We start from the raw sequence: 25,535 nt of genomic DNA, 5'->3' as shown, positions 1-25,535 counted from the left end.
AACCTTTTTTCAGAATTAATTGTTTACTTTGTGTCACCTTTTAATACACTGGCACATTTTACATGAAACGAAAATGGATAAGAAGGGTGAGTTGGATATTGCTCACTCCTGTATTGCTTTTTGTAATACTAATGATATTACTTTATATACCTCCCGTTCAGAATCTTTTGCGTCGGGAGGTGACAGCATACGCTTCCAAAGCAACCGGTATGCAGATTCAGGTGGAACGAATCGACCTTCGTTTTCCGCTCAATCTGTTGGTTCGTGGCGTGGAAGTGATCCAGCAACCGGATACGCTGTTGTCTTTGGAAAGTCTGAACGTGCGTGTACAGGCATGGCCGCTCGTCAAGGGAAAGGTAGAGGTAGATGAAGTAACATTAAGTCAGGTAGCGTTCAATTCGGCTAATCTAATAGAAGGCATGAAGATAAAGGGGGTACTGGGACGTTTCTTTTTACAAAGTCATGGAGTTGATCTTTCTAATGAGCTGGCCGTTATCAACCAGACGGAATTATCGGACACTCACGTACAAATGTTGATGAACGATACTACGACTACGCCTAAAGACACAACAGCTTCTGCTCCTGTAAACTGGAAAGTGGATCTTCATAAACTGAAGTTGAAGAATGTGTCGTTCAGTATGCAACTTCCTGCTGACTCGATGCGAATGGCTGCTCATATCGGAGAAGCATTTATCAATGATGCACAAGCTGATCTGAAGAATCAGTTTTATGAACTGAAACAATTCCTGTTATCCGGAAGTTCTGCCAATTATGATACCGGAGCAGCCAAACCCGGAGAAGGTTTCGATGCGTCTCATATTGCCGTTCGTGATATCCGTATCGGTTTGGATTCCTTATTATATAAAGGTAGGGATATGAATGCTGTAATCCGTGAGCTTTCGATGAATGAACGTTCCGGATTGAGTATCACTTCATTGACGGGTAGGGCATTTTCTAACGACTCGATTATTCGTATTCCCGGCATAAAACTGCAAACCCCTCATTCCGAAATAGATTTATCCGCCCAGACATATTGGGAACTTGTCAATATTCCCACTACAGGACGTTTGTCCGCCGGTCTCAATGCTTATATCGGTAAAGAGGATGTTATGTTATTTGCCGGCGGTTTGCCGGATAGTTTCAAAGAGGCGTATCCCTTCCGTCCGCTTGTGGTTCGTGCCGGTACGGACGGAAATCTGAAACAAATGCAGATTTCTCGTTTCACAGTCGATCTCCCGGGAGCTTTTTCCATGAAAGGAGGCGGTATTCTTGAAAACTTGGCTGACAGCCTGACGCGTTCGGGGACTATCGGTCTGGATATGATTACTCAGAATCTAAACTTCCTGACTGCTTTAACGGGAGAAGCCCCCAACGGTACTATCGTAATCCCAGATAGCATGAATCTGAAGGCCCGTGTCGAGCTGAAAGGACCTGAATATAAGGCTAATCTTCACTTGAAACAGGGGCAAGGCTCTATGGGGGTGAATGCAGAACTTAATACCTCAACCGAGGCTTATGCAGCCGACTTGAAGATTGACAATCTACAACTCCATAATTTCCTTCCGAAAGACTCTATCTACGAACTTTCTCTTTCGGCAGATGCCAAAGGCCGTGGGCTGGACGTCATGTCTTATCGTGCTTTAGCCAAACTGAATCTTTCATTAGATCAACTACATTATGCACGTTACCAGCTTTCCAATGTTCATTTGACTGGAGCTTTGAAAGGTGCATTGGTGACGGCTAATCTGACAAGTGACAATGCGCTGTTGAAGATGACAACAGATGCAGAATACAATCTGGCACATCGTTATCCAGATGGAAAAGTGACGGTTGACGTCACTCAGCTCGACTTACACGAACTGGGGTTGATGCCTCAACCGATGAAGCGCCCGCTCGCCTTTAATCTTTCTGCCGAAGCTCGTCAAAACAGGGTGTTCACACATCTAACATCCGGTGATATGAAACTCAACTTGAGTGCACGTTCCGGTGTTAATCCTTTGATAAGTCAGTCTACACACTTCATGGATGTCCTGATGAAGCAGATTGATGAAAAAGCCTTGAACCACGCCGAACTGCGTGAAGCGTTGCCGACAGCTATTTTATCTTTCTCCGCAGGAAAAGAGAATCCGTTAGCTTATTTTCTGGCTACTAAAAACATATCCTACCATGATGTTTCCATGAAGTTCGGTACGGCTCCCGATTGGGGAATCAATGGAAAAGCTGCGGTGCATGCATTGAAGATGGACACATTGCAACTGGATACAATCTTCTTCACTGTCAAACAGGATACTACTTTAATGAAACTACGTGCCGGTGTAATAAACGGACCGAAGAATCCGCAATTCTCTTTTGCTACTACTTTGACCGGAGAGATTCGCGACCGCGATGCGGAATTGCTGGTAGACTACAAAAACGGCAAAGGAGAAACAGGCGTATTGCTGGGGGTAAATGCCCGCCCTCTGTTCGAAGGACATGGTAAGGGGAACGGAATCGCTTTCACACTGATTCCGGAGAATCCGATTGTTGCCTTCCAAAGATTTCATTTCAACGAGAATCATAACTGGATTTACCTGCATAAAAATATGCGTGTATACGCGAACGTGGATATGTGGGATGAAGAAGGAATGGGATTCAGGGTACATTCCGTACCGGGCGATACGGTGTCTCTGCAGAATATAGATGTTGAAATACGTAGAATCCGTCTGCAAGAGATAACGAGTGTGTTGCCTTACTTCCCCGAAATAACCGGATTGTTCTCGTTGGAAGCTCATTACATACAGACAGAAAAGGATTTGCAACTCTCGGCTGAGGCGTCTGTTGATGAACTGACTTATGAACGTCAGCGTATCGGTGACGTTGCATTAGGGGCTACGTGGTTGCCGGGCGAACAGGGAAAACAATATCTGAATGCTTATCTGAATCACGATCAGGCAGAAGTGCTGGTGGCAGATGGGAAACTGGTTCCTACCCGCACAGGCAAAGATAGTTTGGAAGTGAATACAACATTGGAGCATTTTCCGCTGCGGGTGGCGAATGTGTTTATTCCTGACCAGATGGTCACTTTGTCCGGTGATATGGATGGTAATCTGAATATAACGGGCAGTACTGAACAACCTTTGATAAACGGCGAACTTGTATTGGATAGTGTTGCTGTCCTTTCCCGTCAATATGGTGCGCGTTTCATGTTTGACAATCGTCCTGTGCAAATAAAGAACAATCGGTTGGAATTTGATAAATTTGCTATTTACACAACATCGAAGAATCCGTTTACTATTGATGGCTATGTTGATTTCCGTGATATGAGCCGTCCAATGGCGAACCTGAATATGCTGGCACAAAATTATACGTTACTGGATGCTAAGCGTACCCGTGAAAGTCTGGTTTACGGCAAAGTATTTGCTGATTTCCGGGCGACGGTGAAAGGGCCTTTGGACGGGCTGAATATGCGTGGGAACGTGAGTCTGCTGGGGAACACCGATGTTTCGTATGTCTTGACCGATTCACCATTGACAGTGCAGGACCGTTTGGGAAGTTTGGTAACATTTACTTCATTTAGCGATACTACAACTGTTGTCCGGCAGGAAGTGCCGACTGTCTCTTTAGGCGGATTGGACATGGTAATGATGGTACATATCGATCCGTCCGTCCGAGTGAAAGTTGACCTGGATGCAAGTAATGATAACCGTATCGAACTGGAAGGCGGGGGTGACCTTTCCATGAAATACACTCCGCAAGGCGACCTGACTCTGACCGGACGTTATACGTTGAGTGGCGGCTTGATGAAATATGCTTTGCCGGTGATTGCAGCAAAGGAATTTGCCATTGATAACGGTAGTTACGTGGAATGGACGGGAAATCCGATGGACCCGATGTTGAACTTTAAGGCGACTGACCGTATCCGTGCGTCAGTTTCCGAAGGAGAGAATGGTGGAAGTCGTATGGTTAATTTCGATGTTTCCGTTGTAGTCAAGAACCGCTTGGATAATCTTTCGTTTGCATTCGATGTTGCGGCTCCCGAAGATGCGACCGTACAAAACGAGTTGACCGCTATGGGGGCGGAAGAACGAGGTAAACAGGCATTGTATATCATGGTGATGAAAACTTATCTCGGCACCGGACCGATTGGTGGGGGTGGCGGCGGACTCGGCAAGCTGAATATGGGATCTGCTCTGACTTCTGTATTGAGTAGTCAGATAAACTCCTTGATGGGTAACTTGAAGAATGCGAGTCTCTCTGTCGGTGTCGAAGACCACGACGATTCAGAGACGGGAAGTAAACGTACGGATTACAGTTTCCGTTATTCACAACGCTTGTTTAACAATCGTTTCCAGATTGTAATCGGTGGCAAGGTTTCTCAAGGTGAGAATGCGACGAATGACGCCGAATCCTTCATCGACAATATTTCTCTGGAATATCGTCTGGATAGAACCGGAACCCGGTATATCCGCCTGTTCTATGACAAGAACTACGAGAGTGTGCTCGAAGGTGAGATTACGGAAACCGGAGTCGGTATTGTGCTTCGCAAGAAGCTGGACAAACTTAGTGAACTGTTCATCTTTAAGAAAAAGAAGTAAGTATGAAAGAGATACATATAAATATATTGGCTGTTTGTCTGATAAGTGTAGTGTTACTGTCGGCTTGTTCGGTGACGAAACATCTTCCCGAAGGGGAGGTGCTTTACACCGGAAGCAAGACTGTCATATTGAATAAATCGACAACACCGGTAGGAGAGACGGCGCTGACGGAAATTGATGCTGCACTCGATAAGACACCTAGTACAAAGATGTTTGGCGGTATCCTTCCTATCCCTTTTAAAATGTGGATGTACAATGACTTCGTGAAATATAAGAAGGGATTCGGTAAATGGATGTTCAACCGTTTTGCGGCCAATCCTCCCGTATTTATTTCTACGGTCAACCCGGAGGTACGTGTGAAGGTAACTACTAATTTGCTTCGTGATTATGGCTATTTCAATGGGAAGGTAGCTTATGAAACGGTTGTTGATAAGAAAGACAGTCTGAAGGCGGGCATTATCTATACGGTGGATATGAAGAACCCTTATTTCATTGATACGGTTTACTATCAACGGTTCACTCCCCAGACTCTGCGGATTATGGAGCGCGGACGCCGGATGTCTTATATAAGTCCGGGTGAGCAGTTCAACGTGGTTGATTTGGACGAAGAACGCTCCCGTATCAGTACATTGTTGCGTAACCTCGGATATTTTTATTTCCGTCCCGACTATATGACTTACCAGGCGGATACGACTTTGGTACCCGGAGGGCATATCAGCCTTCGCCTGATTCCTGTGCCGGGATTGCCGGCTGCGGCACAGCGTCCTTATTACGTGGGTGATGCGTCTGTCTATCTGTTCGGAAAGAACGGAGAAGCGCCGAATGACAGTATGATGTATAAGAACTTGAATATCCACTATTACAATAAATTGCAGGTTCGTCCCAATATGCTTTATCGTTGGCTGAATTATCAACAGTTTGTACGGAACGCACAGATGCGTGCTTCCAACCGTACCCGGCTTTACAGCCAGTATCGGCAGGAACAGATACAGGAGAAACTCAGCCAGTTGGGAATATTTAGTTATATGGATATCCAATATGCCCCCAAAGATACAACAGCTGTTTGTGATACGTTGGACATCACGATGCAGGCTACTTTTGCCAAACCGTTGGACGCTGAACTGGAATTGAACGTAGTAACTAAAAGTAACGACCAGACCGGTCCGGGTGCTTCGTTCGGAGTTACACGGAATAATGTATTTGGTGGTGGAGAAAGTTGGAACGTGAAACTGAAAGGCTCTTATGAATGGCAGACCGGTGGCGGAGAGAAAAGTTCGTTGATGAACAGTTGGGAAATGGGAATATCTACTTCTCTGACTTTCCCTAGAGTGGTTTTCCCGCGTTGGGGGAAAAGGGAATTTGACTTTCCCGCTACGACTACTTTCCGTTTGTATATCGATCAGTTGAACCGGGCAAGATATTATAAACTGTTATCTTTCGGCGGAAACGCAACCTACGATTTCCAGCCGACGCGTACCAGTCGTCATAGTATCACACCTTTCAAACTGACATTCAACGTCTTGCAACACCAGTCGAAAGAGTTTATGGAGATTGCAGCCGACAATCCGGCACTATATGTCAGCTTAGACAACCAGTTCATCCCGGCTATGGAGTACACTTATACATATGATAATGCCTCTGTGCGGAGAGTGAAGAATCCTATCTGGTGGCAATCTACCGTGACTTCTGCCGGAAATGTGACTGCCACTATTTATCGTGCTTTCGGCAAACCTTATAATGAGGAAGGGAAAAAACTTTTGGGGGCTCCGTTCTCGCAGTTTATGAAATTTAATACCGAGTTCCGCCATTTGTGGAACATAGACAAAAATAATAAAATAGCTTCCCGTGTAGCGTTAGGCGCTCTTTTTGCATACGGTAATGCTACGATTGCCCCATATAGTGAACAATTCTACGTTGGTGGTGCCAACAGTATCCGTGCTTTTACGGTGCGTAGTATTGGTCCCGGTGGCTATCACCCGAAAGACAGCAAGTATTCTTATCTCGACCAGACAGGTACGTTCCGTTTCGAAGCGAACGTAGAATATCGTTTCCGTATCTTCAAGAGCATTTGGGGAGCTACTTTCCTGGATGCGGGTAACGTCTGGCTGCTGCGCAAGGACGAGGCACGTCCTGATTCGCAACTTCGTCTGAAAACTTTCCCGAAACAAATAGCTTTGGGGACAGGCGTAGGCGTCCGTTACGACATGGATATTCTTGTGTTCCGTCTTGACTTCGGTATTCCTTTGCATCTGCCCTATGATACGGAACGAAGCGGATATTATAATGTTACCGGTGCCTTCTTCAAAAATCTGGGAATACATTTCGCTATCGGGTATCCGTTCTAACGTTCTTTCTTTGTCTCAAGACAAAAGAAAGGACATCACATAAGACAAAAGAAAGAAAGTTTCACTAACCTTTTAATATTACACAATTTATGAAACCAACTTTATTCTTATTGGCAGCCGGTATGGGCAGCCGCTATGGAGGCTTGAAACAATTGGACGGACTGGGTCCTAATGGTGAAACGATCATGGACTATTCTATCTATGATGCTATCAATGCCGGATTTGGTAAACTTGTATTTGTAATCCGCAAAGACTTTGAACAGGATTTCCGTGATAAGATTATTTCTAAATACGAAGGTCACATTCCTTGTGAACTGGTTTTCCAAGCTTTGGATGCACTTCCTGAAGGCTTCACTTGTCCGGCAGACCGTACAAAACCTTGGGGTACCAACCATGCAGTAATGATGGGTGCTGATGTGATTAAAGAGCCGTTCGCTGTAATTAACTGTGACGACTTTTATGGTCGTGATTCCTTCCAAGTAATGGGTAAATTCCTTTCTGCACTTCAATGTTTATTCAATGGTAGGTTTCCGCGTAGGAAATACGCTGAGTGAAAGCGGTACGGTATCTCGTGGTATTTGTAGTACAGATGATAAAGGTCTGCTGACTTCAGTAGTGGAACGTACTAAGATCCAACGTCTGGATGGTGAAGTGAAATATATCGATGATAACGGCGAATGGACTGCAACTCCCGATACTACTCCGGTAAGTATGAACTTCTGGGGCTTCACTCCTGATTACTTCGCTTACAGTCAGGAATTCTTCAAGACTTTCCTGAACGACCCGAAAAACATGGAAAACTTGAAGAGCGAATTCTTTATTCCATTGATGGTAGATAAATTGATTAATGACGGAACGGCTACTGTTGAAGTGCTGGATACTGCCAGCAAATGGTTCGGCGTTACTTATCCGGAAGACCGTCAAAGTGTAGTAGACAAGATTCAGGCATTGGTTGATGCCGGTGAATATCCTGCCAAGTTGTTCTAAAGAAGTACTATTGGTTAAAATAGAAAGCAGTCATTCTGATGAGTGGCTGCTTTTTTTGTTTTTCATAACGTGCCATACTACTCTGTATCCAATAAATATTCATTATCTTTGCAGTTCAAAATCGTATAAATCAGAGACAGAAGTGATTTCAGTAGAAGGATTATCAGTAGAATTTAATGCGACGCCGCTTTTTGAAGACGTCAGCTATGTTATAAATAAAAAAGACCGTATTGCACTGGTCGGCAAGAATGGTGCAGGTAAATCAACAATGTTGAAAATATTGGCAGGTTTGCAATCACCGACACATGGAGTAGTGGCTACTCCGAAAGATGTCACGATCGGATATTTGCCGCAGGTGATGATTCTCGCCGATAACCGGACGGTGATGGGAGAGGCGGAACTGGCATTCGAACATATTTTTGAACTTCAGGCGAGACTGGAGCGGATGAACCGGGAACTGGCAGAACGGACAGACTATGAATCGGAAGAATATCACCAGTTAATAGACCGTTTTACGCATGAGAATGATCGCTTCCTGATGATGGGCGGTACAAACTATCAGGCGGAAATAGAACGGACGCTTCTAGGATTGGGCTTCAGCCGTGAGGACTTCGAACGCCCTACTTCGGAATTTTCCGGTGGTTGGCGTATGCGTATCGAACTTGCGAAGTTGCTGCTTCGCCGTCCGGACGTACTTCTGCTCGATGAGCCGACCAATCATCTTGATATTGAAAGTATTCAGTGGTTGGAGAACTTTCTGGCGACCCGTGCCAATGCCGTTGTACTGGTCAGTCACGACCGTGCCTTTCTTAATAATGTAACTACCCGTACGATTGAGATTACTTGCGGGCAGATTTATGACTATAAGGTGAAGTATGATGAGTTTGTCGTTCTCCGCAAAGAACGTCGCGAACAACAACTCCGTGCTTACGAAAATCAACAAAAACAAATACAGGATACGGAAGACTTTATCGAACGCTTCCGTTATAAAGCAACGAAGGCAGTACAAGTACAAAGCCGTATCAAGCAATTGGAAAAGATTGACCGTATCGAAGTGGATGAGGAAGATAATTCGGCATTACGTTTGAAATTTCCTCCTGCCAGCCGCAGCGGTAATTATCCGGTGATTTGTGAGGATGTACGCAAAGCGTATGGAGACCATGTCGTTTTCCACGACGTCAATCTGACTATCAATCGGGGAGAGAAGATCGCTTTTGTCGGCAAGAACGGTGAAGGTAAGTCTACCTTGGTAAAATGTATCATGGGTGAGATTGACTTCGACGGTAAGTTGACAATCGGGCATAATGTGCAAATCGGATATTTTGCCCAGAATCAGGCACAAATGTTGGACGAAAATCTGACGGTATTTGATACGATTGACCGTGTGGCAACGGGGGATATACGTTTGAAAATACGGGATATATTGGGAGCCTTCATGTTTGGCGGTGAAGCCTCGGATAAGAAAGTGAAAGTACTTTCCGGTGGAGAACGTACCCGTCTGGCGATGATTAAGCTTTTGCTTGAGCCTGTAAACTTCCTGATTCTCGATGAACCGACCAACCATTTGGATATGCGCTCGAAGGATGTGTTGAAAGAGGCGATCCGTGAGTTTGACGGTACTGTGATACTTGTCAGTCACGACCGTGATTTTCTGGACGGACTTGCGACTAAAGTATATGAGTTTGGTGGCGGGCATGTAAAAGAACATCTCAGCGGTATCTATGAGTTCCTTCAAAAGAAAAAGATAGAGAACCTGAATGAACTTCAGAAAGGAGCATCTTTATCTTCTTCGCCTACGGCTTCTGCCAAGGGAAGTGAGCAAGAGCCGGTACAACCTTCGGAGAATAAACTCTCTTATGAGGCACAGAAGGAGTTGAATAAAAAACTGAAGAAACTCGAACGCCAAGTGGCTGATTGTGAGGCTTCGATAGAAGAGACGGAAGCGGCAATATCTATTGTTGAAGCACAAATGGCAACTCCCGAAGGAGCCTCTGATATGCAACTCTATGAGCGGCATCAGAAATTGAAACAGCAGTTGGATGCTATCGTAGAAGAATGGGAACGTGTCTCGTTGGAGCTGGAAGACGCGAAAAAATGATAAATTATTATGTATGCAATATGAAAGTAACTAAGTATTTACCAATTCTTGCCGTATGCCTTATGACAACAGGATGTAACAGTAAGAAAGAGGCCGTGCTAACATCCGGTATCGACCTTGCTAATCTGGATACCATGGCTATGCCGGGTACAAGTTTTTATCAATACGCTTGTGGCGGTTGGGTTGCAGCTCATCCGCTGACTGACGAGTATTCACGTTTCGGAACATTTGATATGTTGCGTGAAAACAGCCGTGAGCAGTTGAAAACATTAATCGCCGAACTGGCTGCAAAGAAAGACAACGCACCGGGCAGTGCCGCTCAGAAAGTGGGTGATCTTTACAATATCGCCATGGATAGCGTGAAACTGAATCAGGAAGGGGTTGCTCCAATTAAAGCTGAACTGGAAGCGATCGACGCCCTCCAAGATAAAGGTGAAATTTATACGTACATCGCCGAAATTCAGAAGAAAGGAATTAATCCTTATTTTAGCCTCTATATCGGTGCTGATGATATGAACAGTTCGATGAATCTGGTTCAGACTTATCAGGGAGGTATTGGAATGGGACAACGCGATTATTATCTGGAGAATGACGAGCAAACAAAGAATATCCGTGATAAATATCAGGAACATATTGCCAAGATGTTTCAGTTGGCTGGTTATGATGAGGCTGCTGCACAAAAAGCTGTAAAAGCGGTGATGAATATCGAAACTCGTTTGGCCAAGTCAGCCCGTTCGCAGGTAGAGTTGCGCGACCCTCATGCTAATTACAATAAAATGGATATGGAGACGCTGAAAAAGAACTTCCCTACATTTGCCTGGGATGTTTACTTCACTACATCAGGCTTAAATGATCTGAAAGAAGTGAATGTTGGTCAGCCGGCAGCTATGAAAGAAGTGGCGGACGTTATTAATACAGTATCCCTCGATGAGCAAAAGCTATATCTTCAATGGAATCTGATTAACTCGGCAGCTTCTTACTTGAGTGATGACTTCGTAGCGCAGGATTTTGATTTCTACGGCAAGACAATGTCCGGCAAAAAAGAGATGCAACCTCGTTGGAAACGTGCTGTAAGTACGGTAGACGGTGCTCTCGGTGAAGTAGTAGGGCAGATGTATGTCGAGAAATACTTCCCGGCTGCTGCCAAAGAACGTATGGTAACGTTGGTGAAGAACTTACAGACTTCTTTGGGCGAACGCATCAATGCTCTTGAATGGATGAGCGAACCGACCAAAGCAAAGGCACAGGAGAAGCTGGCTACCTTCCATGTCAAGATCGGTTATCCCGATACCTGGAAAGATTACTCAGCCTTGGATATTAAAAACGATTCTTATTGGGCAAATATCGAACGTGCCAATGAATGGGGGTATGCCGAGATGATTTCCAAAGCCGGCAAACCGGTAGATAAGGATGAATGGTTGATGACTCCTCAGACCGTTAATGCTTATTACAACCCGACAACCAATGAAATCTGCTTCCCGGCAGCTATCCTGCAACCTCCATTCTTTGATATGAATGCTGATGATGCAATGAATTACGGTGCTATCGGAGTTGTTATCGGTCATGAAATGACACATGGATTTGATGACCAGGGACGTCAGTATGACAAAGACGGAAATCTGAAAGACTGGTGGACGGAAGAAGATGCCAAGAAATTCGAGGAACGTGCTCAGGTAATGGTGAACTTCTTTGACAGTATTGAGGTCGCTCCAGGAGTACATGCAAACGGTAGCCTAACGCTGGGAGAAAACATAGCAGACCATGGTGGACTGCAAGTTTCTTATCATGCTTTCAAGAAAGCAATGGAAACCGCACCGTTGGAAGTTGTTGACGGATTTACACCGGAACAACGCTTTTTCCTTGCTTATGCAAATGTGTGGGCGGGAAATATTCGTCCGGAAGAAATTCTCCGTTTGACGAAACTCGATCCTCACTCATTAGGAAAATGGCGCGTGGACGGTGCATTACCTCATATTGCCAACTGGTACGAAGCATTCAATATCACCGAACAAGATTCCATGTTTGTACCAAAAGAAAAACGAGTATCTATCTGGTAATAAATTCTGAATATAAACTGTATGCGCAAAGAAGCGTTGGCTTTTCCTCCGGAAGAGTCAACGCTTTTTTTTATTAATTCACACCTTATTATTACGTACGATAAACAATATTTCGTAACTTTGCGCGTCAAATACTTAATAAGCAATTCAATGTCAGAGTCTAAAAGAATAAAAACTGCACTGGTATCTGTATACCACAAGGAAGGTTTGGACGAAATTATTACCAAACTTCATGAAGAGGGAGTAGAGTTTCTGTCAACGGGGGGAACTCGTCAGTTTATTGAATCGTTGGGATATCCCTGTAAGGCGGTGGAAGATTTGACCACTTATCCTTCTATTTTGGGTGGTAGAGTGAAGACATTGCATCCGAAGATCTTCGGAGGTATCCTTTGTCGTCGCGGTCTGGAACAAGATATGCAGCAGATTGAGAAATATGAGATCCCTGAAATAGATCTGGTAATTGTTGATTTGTATCCGTTTGAAGCAACTGTTGCTTCCGGTGCATCTGAAGCGGATATTATTGAAAAAATAGATATAGGCGGAATCTCTTTGATTCGTGCCGCAGCCAAGAATTACAACGATGTAATTATCGTAGCTTCTCAGGCTCAGTATAAGCCATTGCTGGATATGTTAATGGAGCACGGAGCCACTTCTTCACTCGAAGAACGCCGTTGGATGGCAAAAGAAGCGTTTGCCGTTTCTTCTCACTATGATTCGGCTATCTTCAATTATTTCGATGCCGGCGAAGGTTCTGCCTTCCGTTGTTCGGTGAACAGCCAGAAACAACTTCGTTACGGTGAAAATCCACATCAGAAAGGTTATTTCTACGGAAACCTGGAGGCAATGTTCGATCAGATTCACGGAAAAGAAATTTCTTATAACAATCTTCTTGATATCAACGCTGCCGTTGACTTGATCGACGAGTTCGAGGATCTTACTTTCGCTATCCTGAAACATAATAACGCTTGCGGCCTGGCTTCCCGTCCTACTGTGTTGGAGGCTTGGAAAGATGCATTGGCAGGTGATCCTGTATCTGCTTTCGGTGGTGTACTGATTACTAACGGTGTCATTGACAAGGTAGCAGCAGAAGAAATTAACAAGATTTTCTTCGAAGTGATTATCGCACCGGATTATGATGTGGATGCACTCGAAATCCTGGGACAGAAAAAGAACCGCATCATTCTTGTACGTAAGGAGGCCAAACTGCCGAAGAAGCAGTTCCGTGCTTTGTTGAACGGCGTATTGGTGCAGGATAAAGATACTAATATTGAAACGGTAGCCGACTTGAAAACAGTGACCGACAAGGCTCCTACTCCGGAAGAAGTAGAGGATATGCTGTTTGCTAACAAGATTGTCAAGAATAGTAAATCAAACGCTATTGTACTGGCGAAGGGTAAACAACTGTTGGCAAGCGGTGTGGGACAGACTTCACGTGTGGATGCATTGAAGCAAGCGATTGAAAAAGCTAAATCATTCGGTTTCGACCTGAATGGTGCAGTAATGGCTTCGGATGCTTTCTTCCCGTTCCCTGACTGTGTGGAAATTGCCGATAAAGAAGGAATTACAGCTGTAATTCAGCCGGGTGGTTCAGTGAAAGATGATTTGTCTTTTGCTTACTGCAATGAACATGGCATGGCAATGGTGACTACCGGTATCCGTCATTTTAAACATTAAAAACAAGAATCAAGAATGGGATTATTCTCTTTTACACAAGAAATAGCAATGGACTTGGGTACAGCCAATACCATTATCATCACGAACGGGAAAATCGTGGTGGATGAGCCTTCGGTTGTAGCCTTGGACCGCCGTACGGATAAGATGATCGCCGTAGGAGAAAAGGCGAAGTTGATGCATGAAAAGACCCACGAAAATATACGTACAATTCGTCCGTTGAGAGACGGGGTAATCGCTGACTTCTATGCTTGCGAGCAGATGATGCGTGGTCTGATTAAGCAGGTAAACACCCGCAATCATCTTTTCTCACCCTCTCTCCGTATGGTGATCGGCGTACCGTCGGGAAGTACGGAAGTTGAACTCCGTGCTGTTCGCGACTCTGCCGAGCATGCCGGCGGACGTGATGTCTATCTGATTTTCGAACCGATGGCTGCAGCTATCGGTATCGGTATTGACGTGGAAGCTCCGGAAGGAAACATGATTGTTGATATAGGTGGTGGCTCTACGGAGATTGCCGTTATCTCTTTGGGAGGTATCGTTTCCAACAACTCTATCCGTATTGCCGGTGATGACTTGACTGCGGATATTCAAGAATATATGAGCCGTCAGCATAATGTGAAGGTCAGCGAGCGTATGGCGGAACGTATCAAAATTAATGTAGGTGCGGCTTTGACCGAACTGGGTGAAGACGCTCCGGAAGATTATATCGTTCACGGTCCGAACCGTATTACTGCCCTTCCTATGGAAGTACCGGTATGTTATCAGGAAGTGGCTCACTGTCTGGAGAAATCGATTTCCAAGATTGAAACGGCTATCTTGAGTGCATTGGAGAATACTCCTCCCGAACTTTATGCGGATATCGTTCATAATGGTATCTATCTGGCCGGTGGTGGTGCGTTACTCCGTGGTTTGGATAAGCGACTGACTGATAAGATAAATATCCCGTTCCATATTGCGGAAGATCCTTTACACGCTGTTGCCAAGGGGACAGGGGTAGCATTAAAGAATGTAGATCGTTTCTCTTTCCTAATGAGATAAAATCACGGACTCTGATTCATGCGGAATTTAATAAACTTCCTTTTGAAATACAATTACTGGTTCCTCTTTGTCATATTGGAGGTAGCCAGTTTTGTTTTGTTATTTCGGTTCAACAATTACCAGCAGAGTGCTTATTTCACTTCTGCCAATACAGTTGTGGGGGCGGTTTATGAAGTTTCGGGAGGTATATCTTCCTATTTCCACCTGAAATCGGTCAATGAAGACCTGCTGGACCGGAATATGTTATTGGAAGAGCAGATCAATAATTTGGAAAAAGCGTTGAAAGAACGTCAACTCGATTCTATCGCGGTGAACAGTATCCGGAAGATGCCTCAGAAAGATTATCAGCTGTTTAAGGCACGTGTGATTAAGAATAGCCTGAACCTGGCCGATAATTATATAACGCTTGATAAAGGTTCTTCTTCCGGCATTCATTCCGAAATGGGCGTGGTAGACGGAAACGGGATTGTGGGAATTGTTTACGAAACATCTCCTTCCTATTCGGTGGTGATTTCTGTACTGAATAGCAAATCAAACATCAGTTGCAAGATTGTAGGAAGCGATTATTTTGGTTATCTGAAGTGGGAACACGGAGATTCGCGATACGCTTATCTGAAAGATTTGCCTCGTCATGCCGAGTTTAATCTGGGAGATACCGTAGTGACAAGCGGTTTCTCGACTGTATTTCCCGAAGGAATTATGGTGGGGACGGTGGATGATATGTCCGACTCTCATGATGGATTATCCTATCTGCTGAAGATCAAGTTGGCTACCGATTTCGGCAAGCTTAGTGATGTGCGGGTGATAGCGCGGAACGGTCAGCAGGAGCAGAAAGAACTCGAAAACAAGACAACGAAACAATGATTATTACCTATATACATAGAATCGGTTGGTTTATCGGGTTGGTGCTTCTTCAGGTGCTAATTCTGAATAATGTGCATATAGCCGGATATGCTACGCCTTTTCTCTATATTTATTTTATTTTGAAGTTCAATTCCGGCACTTCCCGGAATGAACTGATGTTGTGGGCCTTCTTTTTCGGGCTTACCATTGACGTGTTTTCCGATACTCCGGGAATGAATGCAGCAGCAACCGTGTTGCTTGCTTTTCTTCGTCCTTCTTTATTGCGTTTGTTCACTCCCCGCGATAATCAGGACAATCTCGTACCTTCTTTCAAGAGTATGGGAATCACTCCTTTTCTGAAATATACTACTGCAAGTGTTTTTATACATAGTCTGGCTTTACTCTCTATTGAGTTCTTCTCGTTTTCCGGTATTTGGCTGTTGCTGCTGCGGGTGGCATTGTGTACCGTTCTGACTGTAACTTGTATTGTAGCTGTGGAAGGCATAAGGAGATAGCGATGGCAAAAGATTATAGACTGGAGAAACGGAAATTTGTTATCGGGGGAATTGCACTGTCTATTGTGCTGATTTATCTGATCCGTCTTTTTGTATTGCAGATTACTACCGATGATTATAAGAAGAACGCCGATAGCAATGCGTTCCTGAATAAAATTCAATATCCTTCGCGCGGAGCTATCTATGACCGTACAGGTAAGTTGCTGGTTTTTAACCAGCCTGCTTATGATATAACGATTGTCCCGAAAGAAGTAGAGAACTTGGATACACTCGACCTGTGCCAGTCGTTGAATATTACTCGTGCTCAATTCCTGAAAATCATGAGCGACATGAAAGACCGTCGCCGGAATCCGGGATATTCCAGATACACTAATCAATTGTTTATGTCGCAACTTTCGGCGGAAGAATGTGGCGTCTTTCAGGAGAAGTTGTTTAAATTCCGTGGCTTCTATATCCAGCGGCGTACGATTCGCCAATACTCTTATGATGCTGCCGCGCACGCCTTGGGTGATATTGGAGAAGTCTCGGCAAAAGAAATGGAAGCCGATGAAGAAGGCTACTACATTCGTGGCGATTATGTCGGCAAGTTGGGTGTAGAGAAATCGTATGAGAAGTATCTGCGTGGAGAGAAAGGCATTGAAATTCTGCTTCGTGATGCGCACGGACGTATTCAGGGGCATTATATGGACGGAGAATATGACCGTCCTTCCGTACCCGGAAAGAACTTGACACTCAGTTTGGATATTGACTTGCAGATGTTGGGTGAACGGTTACTGAAAAATAAGATCGGAAGTATTGTTGCTATTGAGCCGGAGACAGGAGAGATTCTTTGTCTGGTATCTTCGCCGAATTACGACCCGCATTTGATGATTGGCCGTCAGCGTGGAAAGAACCATCTGATGTTGCAGCGTGATAAGATGAAACCGCTTCTGAATCGTGCATTGATGGGAGTATATCCTCCGGGTTCTACTTTTAAGACGGCACAGGGATTAACTTTTTTGCAGGAAGGCATTGTGACTGAGCAGGCTCCTTCTTTCCCTTGTTCGCGCGGTTTCCATTACGGCAGGCTGACGGTGGGATGTCATGCCCACGGAGCACCGATACCACTTATTCCTGCTATTGCTACATCGTGCAACTCTTATTTTTGTTGGGGACTGTTCCGTATGTTCGGCGACCGTAAATACGGTTCACCGCAAAACGCAATTACAGTCTGGAAAGATCACATGGTTTCCCAAGGCTTCGGTTATAAGTTAGGTGTTGATTTGCCCGGAGAGAAACGTGGTTTGATTCCGAATGCACAGTTCTATGATAAGGCTTATCGCGGCCATTGGAATGGACTGACGGTAATCAGTATTTCGATCGGGCAGGGAGAAATTCTGGCTACTCCTCTCCAGATAGCCAATCTGGGTGCAACGATTGCCAATCGCGGATATTTTATCACACCGCATATTGTGAAGGAGATTCAAGATAATCAGTTGGATAGTATTTATCGTACGCCACGTTATACTACAATTGAGAAACGGCATTATGAATCGGTGGTGGAAGGGATGCGCGGAGCTGCTACAGGCGGAACTTGCCGTATGTTGTCGGTAATGGTTCCGGACTTGGAAGCTTGTGGAAAGACAGGTACGGCGCAGAACCGCGGACATGACCATTCTGTATTTATGGGCTTTGCGCCGATGAACAAGCCGAAGATAGCCATTGCCGTGTATGTGGAGAATGGAGGTTGGGGAGCTACATACGGAGTACCTTTCGGGGCATTGCTTATGGAGCAGTACTTGAAAGGCAAACTATCTCCCGAGAATGAATTGAGAGCAGAAGAATTTAGTAACAGAGTGATATTGTATGGTAACGAGGAACGATAGTTTGTGGAAATCACTGGATTGGGTAACGATTTGCATTTACCTGCTTCTGATTGTCGGCGGGTGGTTCAGTGTCTGTGGAGCCAGCTATGACTATGGTGATCGTGACTTCCTCGACTTCTCTACCCGTGCAGGCAAGCAATTTGTCTGGATTATCTGTTCCTTCGGTCTCGGTTTCGTGTTGTTGATGTTGGAAGACCGGATGTATGATATGTTCGCGTACATTATATATATAGGAATGATAATTTTGCTTATCGTTACTATTTTTATCGCGCCGGATACCAAAGGCTCCCGTTCTTGGTTGGTAATGGGGCCTGTCAGCCTGCAGCCAGCCGAATTTGCCAAGTTTGCTACCGCATTGGCATTGGCCAAATATATAAACTCCTATTCATTCAGCATAAAGAAAGAGAAATGTGCTCTGGTACTGGGTTTTATTATCCTCCTTCCGATGTTGTTGATTATCGGTCAGCGGGAGACAGGTTCTGCCTTGGTCTATCTTGCTTTCTTCTTGGTGCTTTACCGGGAGGGAATGCCGGGTGTGGTACTTTTTTCGGGGGTATGTGCGGTCATCTATTTTGTGGTAGGCATCCGCTTCGATGAAGTATTCATAGCCGATACACCGACTCCGTTGGGAGAGTTTATTGTGTTGCTGCTGATCTTATTATTTGCCGGTGGTATGGTGTGGGTATACCGCAAGCGGTGGGAACCTGCCCGGAATATTATCGGAGGAAGTTTGATTGTCTTGCTTATCGCTTATCTGATATCCGAATATTGGATCCATTTCAGTCTGGTCTGGGTGCAGTGGGGGCTTTGTGTCGTTGTGGTAGGTTATTTGATTTACTTGGCATTGAGCGAGCGTCAGCGCTCTTATTTCCTGATTGCTTTATTCTCAATCGGCTCCATTGGATTCTTATATTCCAGTAACTATGTCTTCGATAATATATTAGAGTCGCATCAGCAAATCCGTATTAAAGTAGTATTGGGTTTGGAAGAAGATTTAACCGGTGCCGGCTACAATGTAAACCAGTCCAAGATTGCTATCGGTTCCGGCGGATTGACAGGGAAAGGCTTTTTGAACGGAACGCAAACCAAATTGAAATACGTCCCTGAGCAGGATACCGACTTCATTTTCTGTACGGTGGGAGAGGAACAAGGGTTTGTAGGTTCGGCCGCGGTCTTGCTGGCTTTTCTTATTTTGATATTGAGATTGATATTCCTTTCCGAAAGGCAACCGTCTGCTTTCGGTCGCGTATATGGGTATTCGGTCGTGAGTATTTTCCTCTTTCACCTATTTATCAATATAGGGATGGTGTTAGGGCTGACTCCTGTAATTGGTATCCCATTACCCTTCTTTAGTTACGGAGGTTCTTCTTTATGGGGATTTACGATATTGCTGTTTATTTTCCTGCGGATAGATGCAGGGCGCGGCAGGAGACTCTAGTTCGTTTATTTTCTAATTCTCCTGTCTTTCAATTCGGATACCAATGTCATTGATTCCGGACAACTTCTCATCTTTCATCCCGTTCATAATTTTGAAGGTGTAATTAGCAGGATACAAAGGACGTACGGATTTGATAAAGACCGCTGATTGATAGATACTTCCCCAACCATTTCCGATCCACCTTCCCGTGGAATCAGCCAGGTTTATAGTAATAGTATCCGTCCGCCATACCGTAGAGTCTTGCAGGTTTTGACTGATAAATAGATGCAGGTTATGATAAGGGTAATCTGTTCTGTTGCGAACCTCCGCGAATAATCTGAGTGTAGGCGGAATACTGTCGGTGACAGGAATCAGAAAAGAGAGTGTATCACTCTTTCCCCACCCTTCGTCGGGAAGGGACTGATAGGAGTGATACACGGTATTCTCATTGCAGGCAGCCATTAGGCAAATACCGAGCAGACAGAATAAACTATTCCTGAGAAGGCTTTTCATTATTTTGCGGTTTCGCTTGATTTGGGTATCTTTCCGGTCTGGGTTCTGGTCTTGCAGGGCGTTCACGTTCCTGACCTTGCGGGCGTTCCTGGTTTTGTGGCCGTTCCTGTCTTCTCTCCGGACGTCTGTTCTCATTATTCCGTCCCTGGTTTTGTCCTCTGTTCCGGTTGTTATTATTATTTCTTGGTCTGTTTTCCCGATCTCCTCTGTTTCCGTTTTCCGCAGGTTGTGGACGACCCTCGTTTTCCCGTTGCGGTTGCTGCGGACGATTAGTCCCTTCTACTTGTTGTTGCGGTCGGTTGTTGTTGGGAGTTCCTTTTTTCTTTTTCTTGTTTCGGTTGGCGTTATTTCCTTCCTTACTGTTATTACGGCTACGGTCGAAACGGGTTACACTTTCCTGTTCCAACAAGTCTATCGGTTTCTTCGGCTCCGCTTTCCTTTCTTCTTCAAGCAGGCTGTCCGGTTTCATACCCTTCTTATTCATGCCGATCACTTCAAAAGCACGTTTCCCGCTAATAGTGACTAAGTTGGCAGGGAAGTTCTTATCTGTAGAATAAGAAACTTGGTTGCTGAGGATGTCGGCCTTGAAGAAATAGAAAGTACCATCCTTGGTTTCCAGCTCAATCTCTTTAGAAGGCAGACGTTTCTGTGCTTCTACGTAACAGTCTACTTCGTAGTTCAGGCAGCATTTCAGTTTTGCACACTGTCCGGCAAGTTTCTGGGGGTTGAGTGAGATATCCTGGAAACGTGCGGCGCTGGTAGATACGGAAACAAAACTCGTCATCCAGGTAGCACAACAAAGTTCACGTCCGCAAGGACCGATTCCACCGATACGTCCGGCTTCCTGACGGGCACCGATCTGCTTCATCTCGATACGTACTCGGAAAGCTTCGGCTAATACCTTAATCAGTTGGCGGAAGTCTACCCGTTCGTCGGCGATGTAATAGAAGATAGCCTTGTTACCGTCTCCTTGATATTCCACATCTCCGATTTTCATGTTCAGATTCAAGTTCAATGCAATCTGGCGTGCACGGATCATGGTAGCGTGTTCTTTATCTTTTGCTTCGTTGAACTTCTCCATGTCCACCGGTTTGGCTTTCCGGTAGATTCGTTTGATTTCCGCATCCGCTTTGAAGTTGGCTTTCTTCATTTGCAGGGGGACAAGTCTGCCGGTAAGGGTTACTACGCCAATGTCATGTCCGGGGGCAGCTTCAACGGCAACAATGTCTCCCTTTTCCAGTTTGATTTTATTGCTGTTGCGATAATACCCTTTGCGGGTATTTTTGAATTGTACCTCTACCATATCACTTTCTTCCGCATTGCCCGGTATGTCTGCCAGCCAATCGTAGGTGTTCAGCTTTTTATCTTGGCGGGAGCATCCTTTGCAACAAAGGCTGCCGCTCCCATTATGAAGTTTATATTCCATAGTTTATATATTTATTATTGCTTCAACAGTACGATCATCTTCAATGAGAAGTCGAAAAATACCATTTTAGCATTTACATTCTGTTCAATATGCAGTTGTGCTTCGCTTAGCTCGTCCATGATACCCATGACGTTACGTTCGTTGACGAAAGGAGCAAAGCGGATTGCAAAATTCTGTTCGTTGATAGTCATATAAGTAAGGTCGCGTTGATGCAGGTTGAAGATAAAGTTCTCCCGGATCATGCGCTGGCAATATTCCAGAAAGTTCTTCTGCCGTTCGCGTCCCATACCTGCCACTTGCTCGCTCCACATCTTCATCTCCCTGATTTTCCGTTGATAAGACAACCGCATCAGGCTGACGAATAAATCAAAGAACTGTTGGTTCTCCTCGTTCAGATGAATTGTTTCAAGCGCTTTTATAAAATTACCGTTTGCCAGGTGGGCAATGGAAAGACTGTCGGCAGGCTGAATGCTATATTTTGACTGTAATATCCGGTCGATACTGGCTTCGTCAATCTTCCGAACATTCATACGCTGTGTACGGCTCAGAATAGTCGGCAGAATCATATCCGGCGCTTCCGATACAAGCAGGAAAACCGTCTTCTCGGGTGGTTCTTCCAGTAATTTCAGCAATTTATTGGCACATACCGGGTGCATTTTTTCCGGTAGCCATACAATCGTAATCTTAAATCCGCCTTCACTGGATTTCAGACTGAGCTTCTTCAATATCTCGTCACTCTCTTTGGCATAAATCAATGCTTGCGAGTTTTCGGCGTCCATTTCGTTCAGCCAGTGATTGAGATTGAAATAGGGATTGTTGATAACAAACGGCCGCCAGTCGGCGATATAATCATCGCATACCTCCTTTTTCCCCTTCGCACTTTTGACGATAGGGAAAACAAAATGTACGTCCGGATGTACCAGCTTATTGAATTTTACGCAGGACGGACAGACGCCGCAAGCATCAGTCTCGCCCCGGTTGGTGCAGCTGATATAACGTGCGTAAGCAATAGCTAACGGCATTTTTCCGACTCCTTCCGGGCCGCAGATGAGCTGGGCGTGCGGAATCCGTCCCTCTCTCACTTCCTGAATGAGCCGTCGCTTGATTTCTTCTTGTCCGATTACGTCTCTAAAAAACATATCAATAAATGATTTTGGCTACTTCTTTGATACTGTCTACTGCTCCGATAGAGTAGAAATGAATACTTGGGACTCCGTGGGACATCAATTCCTTGCATTGTGTCACGCACCATTCGATACCGACCCGTTCGGCTTCAGCATCGTTTTTGCATTTTAAGGCCTCCTTTACTAAATCTTCCGGCAAGTCCACTTTAAATGTCTTAGGAATCATGCTTAATTGGGATAGTTTTTTGAAAGGTTTGATTCCCGGAATGATAGGGATGTTGATACCCGCCGCCTTTGCCTGTTCCACAAATTCGAAATATTTCTTATTATCATAAAATAGTTGCGTCACGGCATATTCTGCACCTGCTTCCACTTTCTTTTTCAGCCAATAGAGGTCGGATTCTATATTGGGAGCTTCTTCATGCTTCTCCGGATAACAAGCTACGCCATAAGAGAACGGACTGGCGGTGACTTTCATCTCCGAACCGTCTACAAAGATTCCCTTATTGAAGTTGTTGATTTGCTCCTGCAATTCAATGGCGTGGTGGTATCCGTCGCCTTCCGGAGTAAATACAGACTCATGCTTCGCCTTGTCTCCGCGCAGCACCAACAAGTCGGTGATATTCAGAAACTGGAGATCAAGCAGTACATATTCAGTTTCTTCGCGTGTGAAACCACTGCACAGAATATGCGGAACTACGGTGATATTATATTTGTTCTGAATGGCAGCAGCCACAGCGACAGTTCCCGGACGTCTTCTCAAACGGTTCCGTTGAAACAGGCCGTTGCCGAGGTCTTTATATACGTATTCGCTGCGATGCGTGGTGATATTGATATATTTCGGGTCAAATTCCCGGAGCGTATCGACTGTTTGATATAACTTTTCAATCCCCGTACCCTTCAGTGGAGGGAGGATTTCGAAAGAAAAGGCTGTTTTTTTGCTGTTATTTATTAAATCAATTACTTTCATTCTCTTCGCAAATGTTCGTTACCTATTTGGATTAAACGTGCATATTGGGACAAAAATACGAAAAAAGAAAGATTTCTTCTTGATTTACTCTAAAATAGTTTTGTTTTTATCGTACTATATACATAAAAGAGGGTATATCCTGTAAATGGATGCCCCTCTCTTACCTAATCATTATTAAATTAGAATTTACTTTTCGAGAAATGATTTCTTCATTCTGACAATATCCGTCAGATAATCCTGCAAATCCTGTTCATGTTCTTCTTCTTCAGCAAGAATATGTTTTGCGATGTCACAGGTGGTAAAATCTTTCCCGTTAGTAAAGTCGGCGATTTCTTGGTAACGAATGATTGCACAACGTTCGGAAGCCACATTGTCTTTCAATAAACTTACTGAATCAAACTCTTGCGGAGCATCATATTTGCATCTGGCTAGTTCGAACCATTTTTGAGGGTCCAGTACCGGAACTCCTTCTAACTCGATGATACGGTTGGCGAGTAGTTGTGCATGGCGGCGTTCCTCCTCGGCATGTTCCTCGAACTCACTTTGTACATCGGCACGCATAGCGCCTTCCACTACTAATGCACCTACCCAATACTGGTAGTATGCTAACCATTCCTCAGCTAATGCTGCGTTCAACTGTGAAATCAAACTTTCTACATCCAATTTCCCTTGTAGGATTTTTACACTTTCTCTAGCCATAATTTTTATGTTTAGGTTAATATGTTTAAGTTGCCTATGTAACAGCCGGGGGATATTTTTGTTTATCGCTTGTGGAGGTTTTAACAGAAAGAATAATTCTTTGGTTTCTCGTCTGATTCATGTAGTAAAGGTTCTTTTTCAGATTTGGTGGCAAACGATAGTATTCTCCATTCTCCTCCTTCGGGAAGGAGGAGTCCCCGTAGGGGGAGGTGGTAGGTGAATGCGTAAGTCTGTTATTATCAGCATTGTGTATCTACTTACCACCCCGGCTTTCAGCCACTCCCCGAAGGAGGGGAATAGAGATACCACGACTGGTTAAATTACCACCAAATTTGAAGAAGAACCGAATTTATCAAATTCATTTCTCATATTCTCATACTTTCGGGATAACTTGTTTATTATCAGATAAATGATGTATGAGAAATAAAATAACACAGAGGTATTTCTCATAGTTTTTCTGTTGTTTTCCCTCATAATTCAGTCATTTCTCATACTCTTTCTTCTTTATTTCTCATAGCCCCCCGTTCTTTTTCTCACTACTCCATATTGTTCTCCTGATATATGCTTCTTTTTCTGAAGTCTTCCCTTTACATACCATATTCTATCCTAATGCCCTTGTTATATTATGCCTTTATCCTTGTGAATTTCTACTATCATCTCTTTTGTTCCACTTCAGTGCACAGGCTTTTTCACTCTAGTAGCCGGTTCTTGCTACTAGAGTGCGCAGAACTATTCACTGTAGTGGAACGAATTATATGTCTTATCGATTATCTGTTATAAATAGGTGAAGAGTCTCTAACTATAAGGTATTTACCATTTATTTAACAGTCTATATTCTACAATTTAATATTAGTTCAAATGTGTCGTATATTGAAATTTGATTTATGAAGCTATATGAGAACACAACGAATTCTATGAGAAATAATCCCGAATACTATGAGAAATGGCTGTCTGTTATTTTATTTCTCATACATCATTTATCTGATAATAAACGCGTTATTCCGAAAGTATGAGAATATGAGAAATGAATTTGATGAATCAGTTTTTCTTCCAATTTGTTTGTAAGTTGAATCTGTAAAATAATGATTTGCTAGTTTATAGTCGATAGTATCCTCTATTCTCCTCCTTCTGGAAGGAGGAGTCCCCGTAGGGGGAGGTGGTAGGTGAATGCCAGAATCGGTTATTATCAACTTTATGTATCAGCATTGTTTTTTGAGAAACCGAATAAATTTGCTTACAGTACTTATTTCTTTTCTACAGTCTCATTCCCTTCCCTTCCTCTCGCGTGTGAATATAATAATGTGTAGTCATTCTACATGGGTTCTCCCTGCAGTAAAATTTATGTTCTACAACATCCTTGTCAATCAGCGTGTTACAAAAAAGTTTCAAA

General features: G+C 44.2%; 15 protein-coding genes and 1 pseudogene. 11 read left to right on the top strand and 5 right to left on the bottom strand.

Annotated elements, in window-relative coordinates; all coding sequences use genetic code 11:
- Positions 1 to 62 precede the first annotated feature (62 nt).
- From BHV72_RS14720 to rodA, 11 genes and pseudogenes are all read left to right on the top strand, one after another.
- The gene (locus BHV72_RS14720; protein WP_182316932.1) at positions 63 to 4,574 is read left to right on the top strand and encodes a translocation/assembly module TamB domain-containing protein; all 4,512 of its coding nucleotides are present in this window, start codon (positions 63 to 65) and stop codon (positions 4,572 to 4,574) included.
- 2 nt (positions 4,575 to 4,576) lie between these two features.
- Positions 4,577 to 6,919, top strand: coding sequence for a translocation and assembly module lipoprotein TamL (gene tamL, locus BHV72_RS14715; RefSeq protein ID WP_055170172.1), 2,343 nt, complete (start codon positions 4,577 to 4,579; stop codon positions 6,917 to 6,919).
- Between the two features lie 89 nt (positions 6,920 to 7,008).
- A pseudogene (locus BHV72_RS14710) lies at positions 7,009 to 7,906 on the top strand (nucleotidyltransferase family protein).
- A 142-nt stretch (positions 7,907 to 8,048) separates the two neighbouring features.
- Positions 8,049 to 10,004, top strand: a complete 1,956-nt coding sequence (locus tag BHV72_RS14705; RefSeq protein ID WP_286856383.1) for an ABC-F family ATP-binding cassette domain-containing protein — start codon at positions 8,049 to 8,051, stop codon at positions 10,002 to 10,004.
- A gap of 20 nt (positions 10,005 to 10,024) precedes the next feature.
- On the top strand, positions 10,025 to 12,061 hold the full coding sequence (locus tag BHV72_RS14700) for a M13 family metallopeptidase (RefSeq protein WP_032838438.1): 2,037 nt from the start codon (positions 10,025 to 10,027) through the stop codon (positions 12,059 to 12,061).
- Between the two features lie 150 nt (positions 12,062 to 12,211).
- Positions 12,212 to 13,735, top strand: a complete 1,524-nt coding sequence (purH, locus tag BHV72_RS14695; RefSeq protein ID WP_055170241.1) for a bifunctional phosphoribosylaminoimidazolecarboxamide formyltransferase/IMP cyclohydrolase — start codon at positions 12,212 to 12,214, stop codon at positions 13,733 to 13,735.
- Positions 13,736 to 13,750: 15 nt separating this feature from the next.
- On the top strand, positions 13,751 to 14,773 hold the full coding sequence (locus BHV72_RS14690) for a rod shape-determining protein (RefSeq protein ID WP_005679089.1): 1,023 nt from the start codon (positions 13,751 to 13,753) through the stop codon (positions 14,771 to 14,773).
- Between the two features lie 18 nt (positions 14,774 to 14,791).
- Positions 14,792 to 15,637, top strand: a complete 846-nt coding sequence (gene mreC, locus BHV72_RS14685) for a rod shape-determining protein MreC (protein ID WP_005679090.1) — start codon at positions 14,792 to 14,794, stop codon at positions 15,635 to 15,637.
- A complete protein-coding gene (gene mreD / locus BHV72_RS14680) occupies positions 15,634 to 16,131 on the top strand; it encodes a rod shape-determining protein MreD (RefSeq protein ID WP_005679092.1) in 498 nt (165 codons plus the stop codon). Before mreC ends, mreD begins: the two co-directional genes overlap by 4 nt.
- 2 nt (positions 16,132 to 16,133) lie before the next feature.
- Positions 16,134 to 17,996, top strand: coding sequence for a penicillin-binding protein 2 (gene mrdA, locus BHV72_RS14675; protein ID WP_005679094.1), 1,863 nt, complete (start codon positions 16,134 to 16,136; stop codon positions 17,994 to 17,996).
- The gene (gene rodA, locus BHV72_RS14670; protein ID WP_005682167.1) at positions 17,977 to 19,434 is read left to right on the top strand and encodes a rod shape-determining protein RodA; all 1,458 of its coding nucleotides are present in this window, start codon (positions 17,977 to 17,979) and stop codon (positions 19,432 to 19,434) included. Before mrdA ends, rodA begins: the two co-directional genes overlap by 20 nt.
- Before the next feature lie 12 nt (positions 19,435 to 19,446).
- Here rodA and gldH read toward each other — a convergent pair whose 3' ends face one another.
- The 5 genes from gldH to BHV72_RS14645 form a co-directional block, all read right to left on the bottom strand.
- Entirely contained in the window at positions 19,447 to 19,926 is a 480-nt protein-coding gene (gene gldH / locus BHV72_RS14665; RefSeq protein ID WP_005682166.1) for a gliding motility lipoprotein GldH, read from the bottom strand.
- Complete coding sequence (locus BHV72_RS14660; RefSeq protein ID WP_022042668.1) at positions 19,904 to 21,352, bottom strand: PSP1 domain-containing protein; 1,449 nt, start codon at positions 21,350 to 21,352, stop codon at positions 19,904 to 19,906. Before BHV72_RS14660 ends, gldH begins: the two co-directional genes overlap by 23 nt.
- Positions 21,353 to 21,366: 14 nt before the next feature.
- Positions 21,367 to 22,491 (bottom strand): DNA polymerase III subunit, encoded by a 1,125-nt coding sequence (locus tag BHV72_RS14655; protein WP_005679099.1) that lies wholly within the window; start codon positions 22,489 to 22,491, stop codon positions 21,367 to 21,369.
- A gap of 1 nt (position 22,492) precedes the next feature.
- A complete protein-coding gene (gene metF, locus BHV72_RS14650; protein WP_055170173.1) occupies positions 22,493 to 23,446 on the bottom strand; it encodes a methylenetetrahydrofolate reductase [NAD(P)H] in 954 nt (317 codons plus the stop codon).
- Between the two features lie 186 nt (positions 23,447 to 23,632).
- Positions 23,633 to 24,145, bottom strand: a complete 513-nt coding sequence (locus BHV72_RS14645; RefSeq protein ID WP_005679101.1) for a ferritin-like domain-containing protein — start codon at positions 24,143 to 24,145, stop codon at positions 23,633 to 23,635.
- Positions 24,146 to 25,535 lie beyond the last annotated feature (1,390 nt).

This window comes from Bacteroides sp. 43_46, from assembly GCF_001915455.1.
Lineage (GTDB): Bacteria > Bacteroidota > Bacteroidia > Bacteroidales > Bacteroidaceae > Bacteroides > Bacteroides caccae.
This window is presented reverse-complemented; position numbering and strand designations above follow the sequence as displayed.